The organism is Streptomyces sp. 8N114 (assembly GCF_052245835.1).
GTDB lineage: Bacteria > Actinomycetota > Actinomycetes > Streptomycetales > Streptomycetaceae > Streptomyces.
Genome location: NZ_JBQQBT010000007.1, coordinates 49,481 through 61,601, shown reverse-complemented (window position 1 = coordinate 61,601; position 12,121 = coordinate 49,481). Strand labels below are relative to the sequence as shown.

Below are 12,121 nucleotides of genomic sequence, written 5' to 3'. Positions count from 1 at the left end.
GGTCACAACGGCGGGACTGTCATAACGGAGGGGGACGGAGGAAGATCGTGGAGAAGGTCTTCGACAGCAAGCACTTCCCGAAGGCAGACGCTCTCTCCGCATGGGAGGAGATCATCCGGGACGCGGTCATGCCGACCGACTTCCGACTCGTCGGCATCAAGACCTTCCGCGGCTCGTTCGCGACGGCGTCACTGGGACCCGTGCAGATATCCCGCATGGCCTACTCCTCGTTCTGCTCGATCCGCACACAGAGACTGATCCGCGTCTCGGACCCGGAGTGCCTCCAGTTCGCCCTCGCCCGTTCCGGTCCCCACGTCATCGAACAGAACCGGAGCAACGCTTCTGCTCGGCCAGGCGAGTTGTTGCTGTTCGACAGCTCGCGTCCCTTCGACTCGTACGCCGACGGCGAGGCGCTCCTCCTCCAGATCCCCCGCCGGGTGCTTCCTTTGCGCGCCCACCGACTCGATCGGGTCATCGCCCGCCCGCTCCCGGGCACTCAGGGGACCGGCCGGCTGTTGGCGGAGTTCCTGACCCGTATGGCACGGGACGGCTACAGCCGCACCACGCAGGACGCCGCCCGGCTCGGCACCGTCGCCCTCGATCTGGCCGCCGCTGTGCTCGCGGACCATCTGGACCGCGCGGCGGAGATCCCGGCCGACTCCCGGCAGCGCGCCTTGTATCTGTGCGTCACCGCGTTCGTGCAGCGCCGGCTGGGCGACCCCACTCTCACCCCCGGCGAGGTCGCGGCAGCGCACCACATCTCGCTGCGCTCCCTGCACCGGCTGTTCCAGCAGCACGGCACGAGCATCGGCTCCTGGATCCGGAACCGGCGGCTGGAACACTGCCGCCAGGACCTCGCCGACCCCCGGGAACGCCGGACACCCATCCATGCCATCGCGGCCCGCTGGGGTTTCCCCCGCCCCGGGGACTTCACCCGCGCCTTCCGCGCTGCGTACGGCACCACCCCGAGCGACTATCGGCATCGAGCACACCAGGCCGACGGCTAGACCACCCCGCCTGCCAAGGTCGGGGCTGCACCTGCGAGTTGGCACCGGCAATGGCAGACTTCGCCCAAAGTTTCGAACTTGGGATCTCGGGGTCTGAGGTATGACGCAGAGGCGGCGCGCATGGTGGTGGGCCGGTGGGATTTGGCTGGTCCTCGTCGTCGCAGGCGGGACCGCCACTGTTGTACTCGAACCCGACAGCCCGGAGCGGGACGGCGACTCGCACGGCGGACAGTCGTCGCCGCCGGGGGTTCAGGACGTGGACGTACCGGAAGGCTGCGAAGACGAAGCAGCGGAAGCCCGGCGGAAGGCCCTGAGTCGTGGAGACACGAGTTACGGCTACATCTGCATCACGTCCTCCCAGGAACGGGATCCGGATCCGGAACGCGATCCCGATCCCGATCCGGAGCCGGAGCCGGAGCCGAGCAGCCCTTTCCGACCCTGAGCCGCTCGCTCCGGGGCTGCGGTGATAGGACGGCAAGCGACAACTGTCCGAAGCAGCTATCCACGAGGAAGGGCCGCCCATGCATTTCCGGACCGTCGACATTCCCACCCCGGACGGCACGGCCGACGCCTACGCCGCCTGTCCGAGGGAGGACGGCCGCTACCCCGGCGTGCTCCTCTACATGGACATCATCGGGCTGCGGCCGGTGATCAAGGCGATGGTCACCGAGCTGGCCTCGCACGGCTATTACGTACTGGCCCCCAACGTCTTCTACCGGCACGGCCGCGCCCCCGTGGTCGAGGTGCCCGATCTGAGCAGGACTGAGGAGCGGGAGGCGTTCCTGGGCCAGGTCTTTCCCATGATGGAGTCCCATACGGCCGAGAAAGCCGTCCGGGACGCCGGCGCCTACCTCGACTTTCTCGCGCGGCAGCCGCAGGTGCGGGACGGGAAGGCGGGGGTGACCGGCTACTGCCTGGGCGGCATGCTGGCCCTGCGTACGGCCGCCGCGCATCCGGAGCGGGTGGGCGCCGTGGGCAGCTTCCACGCGGGCCATCTCGTCACCGACGCGCCGGACAGCCCGCACCGTGTCGTCGGGCAGATCACAGCACGGCTGCATCTCGGGCATGCCGAGAACGATGCCTCCATGACGCCCGACGAAGTAGCCACGCTGAACAAGGCGCTGAACGAGGCCGGTGTCGACTACACGTCCGAGATCTACCCGGGCACGGCCCACGGCTTCACGATGGCCGACACCGCCGCCTTCAACCCGGCGGCGCTGGAACGGCACTGGGACCGGCTGCTGTCGCTCCTCTCCGGAACGCTGTCGGCCCGCTGACGACGCTGCCAACCGGCTGAAGCGACGGATCAGGCGCGGGTCGGGCGGGAATCAGGCACGGCAGCCGGCTGCCGGGGCGTGAACGAGGTGGCGTACACGAGCGTGACCAGCACCAGCGCCATCGGGACCAGCATGGCGGCGCGGTAGTTCCACGCGTCACCCAGCGCCCCCACCAGCGGTGATCCGACGAGGAAACCGACGTAGTTGAAGATGTTGAGCCGCGCGACGGCCGCGTCCGAGGCACCCGGGAAGAGCCGGCCCGCCGCCGCGAAGGTCTGCGGTACCAGGACGCAGAGGCCCAGTCCGAGCAGGGTGAAGCCGAGCATGCCGGTCCACGCCCCCGGGGCCACCGCAACCGTGGCGAACCCCAGCGCTGCCAGCAGCGTGCCCGCCCGAACGACGGCCGCGGCGCCGAACCGTCGTACCCCCAGGTCCCCCAGCGAGCGGCCGATCAGCGTGGTCGCCATGTAGACGTTGTACGGAACGGTGGCCAGCTGCTCCGAACTGCCCAGCACGTCCTGGAGATACTTCGCGCTCCAGTTCGAGACGGTGGAGTCCCCGATGTACGCGAAGGTCATCACCAGACACAGCGGCAGCAGCAACCGGAACGACACCGCCGCCTCCCCCGCCTTCGCGGGCCGCTCTCCCCCGGCCCTCGGATCCGGCACGGCCGCGTCCACGTACCATCTGCTGCCCACCAGCGCAGCGGGCAGCAGAACGGCGGCCACCGGCAGATACGACGCCAGGAGCGGCAGATCCCCGTGTGCCCCCAGCCAGGCCACCGTCGCCCCGAAGATCCCGCCCAGGCTGTACGCGGCGTGGAAGCCCAGCATGATGCTGCGCCCGTACGTGTGCTGGAGGCTGACCCCGAGCATGTTCATCGACGCGTCCAGCGCCCCGACGGCGAGCCCGAACACGCCGAGCGCGACCGCGAGTTGGACCACCCCGTCGCCCGCACCGACCCCCAGCAGCGACAGCAGCACCACGGGCTGCGACCAGCGGAGGACCCGGCTCGGCCGTACGCGCTTCACCAGTTGCTCCGCGCCCACACTCCCGGCACCTGCGAGCACCGGCACCGCAGCGAGGAAAACGGGCAGCAGGGCGTCCGATATCCGGTACCGGTCCTGTACGGCGGGGATGCGGGTCACCAGCAGCGCGAAAGCGACGCCCTGCGCGAAGAAGCTGAAGGCGAGCGCGGCCCTGCCGTGGCGCATCCGTGCGTCCGTCATGGCCGGACAGCGTATGGCCCTCCGCTACCCACCGGTAGACAGATCACCGCGCCAATTCGGCCGACAGGCCGAACACGGCCCCGGCCGCGCCGGCGGGGCACCGCGTGGTGCAGGGGCGCGTGGTGCGGGACCGGATCGCGGTCAGGCCGGGGCGGGTGGTGGAGCGAGTTCGGTCAGGGTGGCGACGCCTGCGGCCAGTTCCCGGGCCCATACGCGGTATCCGGCCGGCGAAGGGTGGAAGCGGTCCGCCGCGAACCAGTCACCCGGAAAGGGAGGGGGGCCGTCGGTGGGCAGGTGGAAGACCTGCGGGTGTCGGGAGGGCAGGCTCCTGAGTTGGCGCTCCAGCAGCCGGACGTAGACGTTCGCGGGAATCTTCACGCGCCGCGGCAGCGCCTCGACGCGGTCCAGGCTGGGCAGGCCGGCGAATGCGAGAGGGATGTCGCCGCCCAGCCGCAGCCGGATGTCGCGGACCAGGCGGTCGGCGTCCCGCCGGAAGACGCGGGGCCGGCGCATGCGCAGCGCGTCGTTCGATCCCGCTGCCACCAGGACGATGTCGGGGCGCCAGCGGCAGGCCGGATCGGTGAGTCCCGCCAGCAGGCTGCGGCGTACCGAGGTGAGGGTCGCTCCGGGTTTGGCGGTGACCCGCCAGGAGACGGGGCGCCCCGTCATCCCGGCGAGGGCTTGGGCGAGTTGGCCCGAGAGCGCTTCGCGGTGGCTGTCCGTACCGACGCCGGCGGCGAGGGAGTCGCCGATGACGGCCAGCCGCAGCGGCGGGCCGTCCTGCGTGGGGGCCGGCGCTGTTCCGTGGGTGTCACCGGCGGCGGCCGGCAGGCGGAGGGTGCGGTGGCCGCTCGGGTGCGCCGGCCGCTTCTTCCGGCCGGACCGGCGCTCCGGTTCGGGTGTTGCGGCGGAGTTGAGGTTTTCTGCTGACTGCGCGCTCACGACTGGCCTCCCTGGGACGACGCACCGCACCGCCATAACAGCGTTATGAACAGCACCAGGGAACGATAACAGCGTTATGCTGAGCCCGTGTCAAGCGGAAAGCCTGTGGCGACAGGAAAACGGGAGAAGCCTGAGAAGAAGGAGCCAACTGCTCTGCGGCGGCTCCTTCTCGACGAAGCAGCGCGAGTCCTGGCCGAACAGGGCCCGGCCGCACTCAGCGCCCGGCGCCTGGTCAAGGCGGTGGGCGCCTCCACGATGGCCGTCTACACCCACTTCGGTTCGATGCCCGGTCTCGTACGAGAGGTGATCCGCGAGGGGTTCCAACGGTTCTACGCGCATGCCGAGGCCGTCGAACCGGGGCCCGACCCGGTCGGCCGGCTCGCCGGTCTGTGTCGCAGCTACCAGGAGTTCGCACGCGCCGAACCCGACGTGTACGCCGTCATGTTCGGCGCCTCGACACTGGCGCGCTTCGAACTCGACGAGGAGGACCGGCGGATGGGGTCCTACCTGCTGCAGCTGCCGCGCGACGCGATCCGGCGCTGCGCCGAGGAGCACCGCTTCCGCCCGGATGTGGACCCGGACCTGCTGGCACGGCAGCTGTTCAGCCAGATGCACGGCCTGGCCCAGCTCACCCGCGCCGGGTACATCATCGGCGAGCACTCCCCCGGCGAGGTCCTCTTCGGCATGCTGCGGGACTTCGCCGTGGCAGCGGGCGACGCGGCCGACAGCGCCGCGCGATCGGTCACCGCGGGGCTCGCCCTCCCGGACCCCTCTCCCGAGCGCCCCTCGGACACCCGCAGGTGACCCTCACTCCTGTGTGCCGGGGCTCCAGATGCCGTAGGCCAGGTCGTCGAAGTGCCCCGCCCAGATCCGTTCCGGGTCCGCGAACGGCAACGGATCGTACGTGCGAAGGTCGAGTACGAGGTCATCGGCGACCCAGTACGCCGCGTCCCGATGCGCATCCTTCGCCCCCACGCGCCAGCGCCGCAGGCCGCGGTGGAGCGCGTACAGCAGATACGTGTAGGACTCCAGATCGCGGTGCGCGGGCAGCACCCGCTCGAGCCCCTCGTCGACCTCGTGCACAATGCCCGTACGGCCGTCGAGAAGCAGATCGCCGTACGCCACGAAGTCCAGATGGAAGAGGGCTTCGAGGGGGCCCGGCAGGCCCTCCGCCGCGCGCAGTTGCTCGGACACCTCCTGCCAGGCCGGTTCCTCGCTGATCGGGATGTGGCAGCGCAGCGGTGTGTCCGCCCAGAAGTGCGGGTCGATGCCGCCGACCGGAATCCCGACCTCGGTCAGGAAGCGCCGGGTCGGCTCGTGGGTCATCCCGGGGTGGAGCAGAGAGGGAGGAAGTCTCAGCAGTCCCTCCTCGCCGAAGACCTCTTCCAGCAGCGCACGCGTCACCCGCACCGGTGGACGGCAGGGCGCGCGGGGCGGTATGCCGCAGGGGTCGGTCAGCCCGGCGAGCCGCGCATGGGTGGGCAGATGATCCGTGACGTAGTCGGCGGGTCCGAGCCGTTCGGACACGGGCCAGCCCGCCATGACGGCGACGGCGTCGCGATGGTGCGCCGCGGTACCGCCCGGGAGCGGCGGCAGGCAGCGGGCCGCCGCCTGCGCGAGGCAGGCGGGGCGCAGCGCGTACACCGGGATGCCGGGCTCCACGGTAGGCAGTGCCGCGGCAACCGCGTCCACCGCCGCGGACGCCGCCTCGGGGTCGTCCGGATGCCGAGCGCAGTGCAACAGCCGCCACACCGAGCCGGTCATCGGCCCCTGGGCGAGGGAGAGCGTCGCCGCCGCGTCACGGGCCGGTGCGCCGAGACCGTCGAGCCATGCCGCGCACACCTGCTCGGCCACGGCAGCGCTCGGTGCACCGACGGCGGAGCCCCGCGCCCGGGCGGCGACGGCGGCAAGCCCCACGTTCGGGTACGTCTCGGCGGGCGCGAAAGGCGAAGTGCCGGGCAACGTGGCCGCCTCCGCCTCGTACCACGCCGCAAAGGACGCGGGGTCGGTGAGCCGCGGATCGTCCAGGTCGAGCACCACATGCCGGATCCGCGCCAGAACCTCGGGATCACGGGCCTCCACCAGCACCCGCACGTCCGGCACTTGCGCGAGAGGTTGGATCAACTGCTCGACGAGCCGGGCGGATTCGGCGCAGGCGTCGAGGTCGGCGACCGTGACCATCAGAGGTTCGCCACGCCCGGCCACCGTGGCGAGCAGCGCCCGGCAGTCGGGGTCCTCGGGAACGGATCTGTCGCCGGTGAACTGGGCGTGCAGGACACGGGCGCACTCCGCCGCGTCGCGGCCGGCGACGGAGACGGCAGCCGCACGGGCCGGGCCCCCGACAGCGCAGGGGCTCGACCAGTCCTTGAACGTGGACTCCGTGAACCACGACAGCAGATGTGTCTTCCCCGCTCCCGCGGCGCCCGTCAGCACACATACGGAAGGGCCGCACAGGTCCCCGCTCCAGCGCAGCAGAGCCTCCGCCGCGGGCCCGCGTCCTGCGGTGAGGGTGTGTGAACCGTCGTACGCACCCACTGCCGCGTGGCCGGGGAGCCAGGGGCAGGCATCCACGTCCGCGTAGTCGGGCGCCAAGGGCACCGCACCTGTGCTCTCCAGCAGTTCCACGGCCAGCGGCACGTGCTCCGTACGCACCCGAGCAGCGTGCCCGACCGTGGCGGCAGCGTGCTCGCGCCAGCGTTCGCGCACCTCCGCCACACAGGGGGCGTCGCGGTGGCGGGCGATGCCGAACGGCCCGCCGTGTGCCTCGGTCAGCTCCTCCAGGTCCTCGTGGAAGGCGTTCTCCGTCTCCGACATGACCCGGACGAAGGTCTCCAGTACGCGGGCCTGGGCGGCAAGCTGACGCACCGCCGTTCCGCCCGCCGTTCCGCCCGTCGTCCCGTCTGCTGTACGGGAACCGGCCTCTCGCGCGGTGCGAGCAAGCGCCGCGTACCGCTCCAGCGGCAGGTCGGGCCACTCCAGGCCGACGGCGTGGAAGGCGGAGTACAGCCGACCGGGCAACCTCTGCCGCGCCATGAAGGGGATCATGGCGCCGCACTCTAAGGGCCGTCCTCGGCAGCTCCGCAGGCGGCCCGGCTCATGGGTGCGGTGTCAGCGGTTCGGCTGGGCGGAGCTCACGTCGGCGAGCGCGGAGTCGGGGTCGCGTTCGAGAGCGATATCACCGATGGTGACCGTGCCCACGAGTTCGTCGCCGTCCACGATGGGCAGGCGGCGGACCGCGTGCTCGCGCATCAACCGCACGGCTTCGTCGATCCCCGCGTCCGGCGCACAGGTGACGACGTCGCTGCTGCACACATCCTGGGCCCTGGTGGAGTGCAGGTCACGGTCGTCGGCCATCGCACGGATCACGAGGTCCCGGTCGGTGACGACGCCGCGGAGGTGGTCCTGCTCGCTGACCAGAACCTCGCCGAAGTCCTCGTCCCGCATCAGGCGGGCTATCTCGCCGATATCGGTCTGCGGCGTGACGGTGATCGGATCGGCCGTCATGATTTCGCTGATCTGCTGGGCCATGATCTTCTCCTGACTGCTTGCGCTACGGTGCGCGGCGGCGTGCTGCCGCCACGGGGCCGTCTTCGCCCCCCGTGCGTTGCCAGCGGGGCGGGGTCCTACACCTGATGGCGCTTCCCGAATGCGTCCCGCACGCGTCCCGGATGCCTCCGGAGTGCGGAGCTGGTGAACAGCCCCCAGCCTGGGAGGGAGAAGCCTGGCGATGAGGTGCACGGGGCGCACAGGCGCACGGCAGAGGACGGACCGAAGCGATGGCACGGCTGCTGATCAACGGGGACGACCTGGTCGTCCGACCGTCCTGGTGGGAGAAGATCGCCACAGGGCACCGCCAGATCCGGGTGCCGCTGTCCGCGGTGGCGCGGGTCGAGGAGGCGTCCGCCTGGTGGCGGCCGTTGCGGGGCGAGCCGAAGCGGACCAGTTACGTTCCCGGCATGGCGCACCTCGGCGTGTGGCGGCACGAGGACGGGCAGGACTTCGTCGCGGTCCATCCCTGGAAGCCGGTCGTCGTCGTCGAGACGTACGGGAAGGCCCCGTTCGCCCGCATCGCGGTATCGGTACGGGACGCGCAGGCAGCGAAAAACCTTGTGCCGGATCACGGCCGCTGAGAGGACAGGCGGTACCCATGACCGACGAGACGGCAGATGCCGACGAGGCGGCAGACGGTGACAGGCGGTCCCGGCAACGGGAGGAGCGCGGTCATCGCGCGGTGTCGCACACGGCTGACGTACGTATCGAGGCATGGGGCGCCGACCGGGAGCAGTGCCTGGCGGAAGCGGTGCTCGGCATGGTCGACTGCTTCGCCGACCGCTCCGGGGCCGAGGCGCACTCCGTACGGCGCGTACGCGTGGCGGGAAACAGTGACGCGGACCTGCTGGCCACGCTGCTGGACGAGATCGTCTTCCGGCTGGAGGTGCACGGCGAAGTACCGGTGGCCGTCGAGACGGAAACCGGCGGCACCGGCGGCACCGATTCCGGCCCGGAGACCGAGTCCGGCCGGGAAGTGGCGGCGGACGTACGGCTGTCGGTGACGGACCTGGGATCGGTGCCGGTCATCGGTGCACCGCCGAAAGGCGTCTCGTGGAACGAACTGCGGCTGGCGCAGGACCCGTCCGGGTGGTCGTGCGCGGTCACGGTCGACGTCTGACGGAGGCTGCTGCCGGTCCCCCGGCGGGCTCACCCCTTGACCACGCCGAGCGGGACCAGACGGGCCACCTTGCGGCACAGCCCCGCACCTTCGCTCGCCTCCACCACCGCGGCGACGTCCTTGTACGCCTCCGGTGTCTCCTCGGCCAGACTGCGGGGGGACAGCGGACGGACCGCGATGCCGTCCGCCTCCAGTCGTGCCCGCAGTTGCTTGCCGCCGATGGTCCGTGCGGCCTGGTGCCGGCTGAGGGAACGGCCCGCGCCGTGGCAGGTGGAGTGGAAGGCGTCGCCCTCGGTGACGCCGGTGAGGACGTAGGAGGCGGTGCCCATCGTGCCGGGGATGAGCACCGGCTGGCCGACGCCGCGCAGGTCCTCGGGCAGTTCCGGGTGACCGGGCGGAAAGGCCCGGGTGGCGCCCTTACGGTGCACACACAACTGCCGTTCCTCGCCGTCCACGGCATGCTTCTCGATCTTGGCGAGGTTGTGCGACACGTCGTAGACGAGGCTGAGCCCGGCGCCCGCCGTGCGGCGGAACACCCGGCGCGCGGCCTGGGCCAGCAACTGCCGGTTGGCGCGGCCGTAGTTCGCCGCGGCGGCCATCGCCCCCAAGTAGGCGCGGCCCTCGGGTGAGTCGACCGGAACACAGGCCAGCTGCCGGTCCGGCACCTGGATGCCGTACCGGGCCATGACGTTGTCCATCGCCCGCACGTGGTCGGTGCAGATCTGGTGACCGAGCCCGCGCGAACCACAGTGGATCATCACGCACACCTGGTCCCGGGCCAGTCCGAACGCGGCGGCGACCGGCTCGTCGTAGACCTCGGCGACCTGCTGGACCTCCAGGAAGTGATTGCCCGAACCGAGGCTGCCGACCTGCACCAGTCCGCGCTCGCGGGCCCGCTCGCTCACCTGGCCGACGTCCGCGTCGGCCACGGCCCCGCCGTCCTCGCAGCGCCGCAGATCCCGCTCGTCGCCGTGGCCCTGCTCCACGGCGTACCGGGAGCCGCCCTCCAGCACGGATTCCAGCTCCCGTCGGCCATCGGGCTCCCAGACCCCGCCCGGCCCCGCACCCCTGGGGATCGCGTGGCCCAGCCCGTCCATCACCGCTTGCAGCGTCGGTTCGAGGGCCTGCCGGTCGCAGTCGGCGGCCAGCAGCCGCACCCCGCAGGAGATGTCGAAGCCCACGCCGCCGGGTGAGATCACCCCGCTGTCGGCAACGTCGGTGGCGGCCACTCCGCCGATAGGGAAGCCGTAGCCCCAGTGAATGTCCGGCATGGCGTAGGAGGCGCCGACGATGCCCGGCAGTGTCGCCACGTTGGCGACCTGCTCCAGCGATTTCTCGGCGTCCCGCACCAGCTCCTGCGAGGCGAACACCACTCCAGGAGCCCGCATCCCGTCCCGTGGTTCCAGCCGGAAGCGGTAGGGGCGTTCCTGCACATACTCCATCGTGGCCTCCTGACCGGCCTGCCGATCCCCTCCGGTCCCCCGCCCGCGTGCCCGCGCCCGCGGTGGGCGCCGGGTCCGTGTCGGCACAGCCTCGACAGCCCCACGGAGTAACCACCCCGCGCGGGAACATGCCCCGGCGGTACGCGGCGCCCACCCCGTACGCACCCGGTTTCACGCCGCGCGCCCCCGGCTACCCGAAGGTGAGATATCGATGCTGTCCCAACGGCTCGCGGCCGGGGCAGTGGATTCCCGGGCCGGGCCGTTCACGTTACGTATCCGCACAGTGATTGGCTGCGAGACCGCCATGACCGCCCCGTACGAAGATCTCCCGCCGACCGGTCGAGAACCCGAGCCCCCCACTCCGGGACCGGGCCCGGGATCGCCCGGGCCGGGGCCCGGGCCCGCGCCGGGGCCGGCGCCCCCGTCAGGGCCCGACCCGGTGCCGCCCGAACCGCCGCGCCCTGAGCCCGACCCCATACCGCCGAATCCGCAGCCCCCCACCCCGGGCCCCGAACCCGGACCGGCTCCGGACCCGATTCCTCCCCCGGCGCCGACCCGCGGAAAGAGGATCTGCGACGCGGTCGCGAGGCGCTGGCGAGACGGCTTGTGAGGCGGCTTGTGAGGCGGCTTGTGAGGCGCGAGAAGCGGTAACCCTGCGCAAGGAGTTGCTACCGGTACGCATCCGGCAAGCAGGGTGCGGAGGCGCTGGATGTGAGGGCGCCCATAGGACCCAGATCACTTACGAAGCAGCTTCGTATGTCTGCGTCGCTCTGACCTGGGGCAGGCGGGGAGCGGTCGACCCTCTGTCCGGATTGTTCCGATTCTGGATCGTACGTCACATATTTGCCGGGCGGGGGAGCCGGTTCCCAGGGTGGGTGCCAGGCCGCGACAAGACCGGGACAACGCACCACCCCCGGGACGCGCGGCCGGAACGTCCCCCCACGAAAGGCTCCCCGCTCGCATGCGTAACGCCCTGCGTACCCTCAAGCCCGCCCGTATCGCCACCACCGGCCTGACCGCGCTGGGCGCGGCCGGTATCGCCGCCACCGCGCTGGCCGGCACCGCCCACGCCACCCAGGCCCCCGCCAAGCCCGCCGCCAAGCCCGCAGCGATCGAAAGCGCCGCCTCGACCGCGCAGCACGTGAGCATGCAGGCCGCACACGCAAAGAAGGCGCAGAAGGCGGACGACCAGCAGGCCGACGGCAAGTACGCGGACAACCTGGACGGCTGGATCCGCGAGGCACGCGCCATCATGGCCAAGCACGACATCCCCGGCTCCTACGACGGCATCAAGCGCAACATCATCCGCGAGTCGGCCGGCGACCCCAACGCGATCAACGACTGGGACATCAACGCCAAGAAGGGCACCCCCTCCAAGGGCCTGCTCCAGGTGATCCAGCCCACCTTCGACCGCTACCACGTCGAAGGCACCCCTAATAAGCTCACCGACCCCGTAGCCAACATCGTCGCCGCCTGCAACTACGCCGCCGACCGCTACGGCACCATGGACAACGTCGACTCCGCCTACTGAGCCACGACATAAACACACGCCCCC

11 protein-coding genes are annotated in these 12,121 nt (G+C 71.2%); 6 read left to right on the top strand and 5 right to left on the bottom strand.

Annotated features, from left to right (window positions below; all coding sequences use genetic code 11):
- Positions 1-47: 47 nt before the first annotated feature.
- Positions 48-1,007 carry an AraC-like ligand-binding domain-containing protein gene (locus ACTWQF_RS16915; protein WP_443280226.1) on the top strand — a complete coding sequence of 320 codons (960 nt, stop codon included), beginning with the start codon at positions 48-50 and terminating at the stop codon, positions 1,005-1,007.
- A 521-nt stretch (positions 1,008-1,528) separates the two neighbouring features.
- A complete protein-coding gene (locus tag ACTWQF_RS16910; RefSeq protein WP_443280225.1) occupies positions 1,529-2,284 on the top strand; it encodes a dienelactone hydrolase family protein in 756 nt (251 codons plus the stop codon).
- A gap of 29 nt (positions 2,285-2,313) precedes the next feature.
- Here ACTWQF_RS16910 and ACTWQF_RS16905 read toward each other — a convergent pair whose 3' ends face one another.
- Positions 2,314-3,513: an MFS transporter gene (locus ACTWQF_RS16905; RefSeq protein WP_443280224.1), complete on the bottom strand. Its 1,200-nt coding sequence runs from the start codon at positions 3,511-3,513 to the stop codon at positions 2,314-2,316.
- 141 nt (positions 3,514-3,654) lie between these two features.
- A complete protein-coding gene (locus ACTWQF_RS16900; protein ID WP_443280223.1) occupies positions 3,655-4,455 on the bottom strand; it encodes an SGNH/GDSL hydrolase family protein in 801 nt (266 codons plus the stop codon).
- 87 nt (positions 4,456-4,542) lie between these two features.
- Between ACTWQF_RS16900 and ACTWQF_RS16895 the strand changes: the two genes are divergently transcribed.
- The gene (locus ACTWQF_RS16895; protein WP_443280222.1) at positions 4,543-5,259 is read left to right on the top strand and encodes a TetR/AcrR family transcriptional regulator; all 717 of its coding nucleotides are present in this window, start codon (positions 4,543-4,545) and stop codon (positions 5,257-5,259) included.
- A gap of 3 nt (positions 5,260-5,262) precedes the next feature.
- On the opposite strand, the gene ACTWQF_RS16890 is transcribed toward ACTWQF_RS16895, so the two are convergent.
- Both ACTWQF_RS16890 and ACTWQF_RS16885 read right to left on the bottom strand, forming a co-directional pair.
- The gene (locus ACTWQF_RS16890) at positions 5,263-7,488 is read right to left on the bottom strand and encodes an SUKH-4 family immunity protein (RefSeq protein WP_443280221.1); all 2,226 of its coding nucleotides are present in this window, start codon (positions 7,486-7,488) and stop codon (positions 5,263-5,265) included.
- Between the two features lie 75 nt (positions 7,489-7,563).
- Positions 7,564-7,983, bottom strand: coding sequence for a CBS domain-containing protein (locus ACTWQF_RS16885; RefSeq protein WP_443280220.1), 420 nt, complete (start codon positions 7,981-7,983; stop codon positions 7,564-7,566).
- A 248-nt stretch (positions 7,984-8,231) separates the two neighbouring features.
- On the opposite strand from ACTWQF_RS16885, the gene ACTWQF_RS16880 reads away from it, so the two are divergent.
- Together ACTWQF_RS16880 and ACTWQF_RS16875 are read left to right on the top strand one after the other, a co-directional pair.
- The gene (locus ACTWQF_RS16880) at positions 8,232-8,585 is read left to right on the top strand and encodes a hypothetical protein (protein ID WP_443280219.1); all 354 of its coding nucleotides are present in this window, start codon (positions 8,232-8,234) and stop codon (positions 8,583-8,585) included.
- 17 nt (positions 8,586-8,602) lie between these two features.
- Complete coding sequence (locus ACTWQF_RS16875) at positions 8,603-9,124, top strand: archease (protein WP_443280218.1); 522 nt, start codon at positions 8,603-8,605, stop codon at positions 9,122-9,124.
- A 29-nt stretch (positions 9,125-9,153) separates the two neighbouring features.
- Here the strand turns inward: ACTWQF_RS16875 and ACTWQF_RS16870 are convergent, their stop codons facing one another.
- On the bottom strand, positions 9,154-10,566 hold the full coding sequence (locus ACTWQF_RS16870) for an RtcB family protein (RefSeq protein WP_443280217.1): 1,413 nt from the start codon (positions 10,564-10,566) through the stop codon (positions 9,154-9,156).
- A 961-nt stretch (positions 10,567-11,527) separates the two neighbouring features.
- On the opposite strand from ACTWQF_RS16870, the gene ACTWQF_RS16865 reads away from it, so the two are divergent.
- Entirely contained in the window at positions 11,528-12,097 is a 570-nt protein-coding gene (locus ACTWQF_RS16865; RefSeq protein ID WP_443280216.1) for a transglycosylase SLT domain-containing protein, read from the top strand.
- The last annotated feature ends 24 nt before the right edge of the window (positions 12,098-12,121 follow it).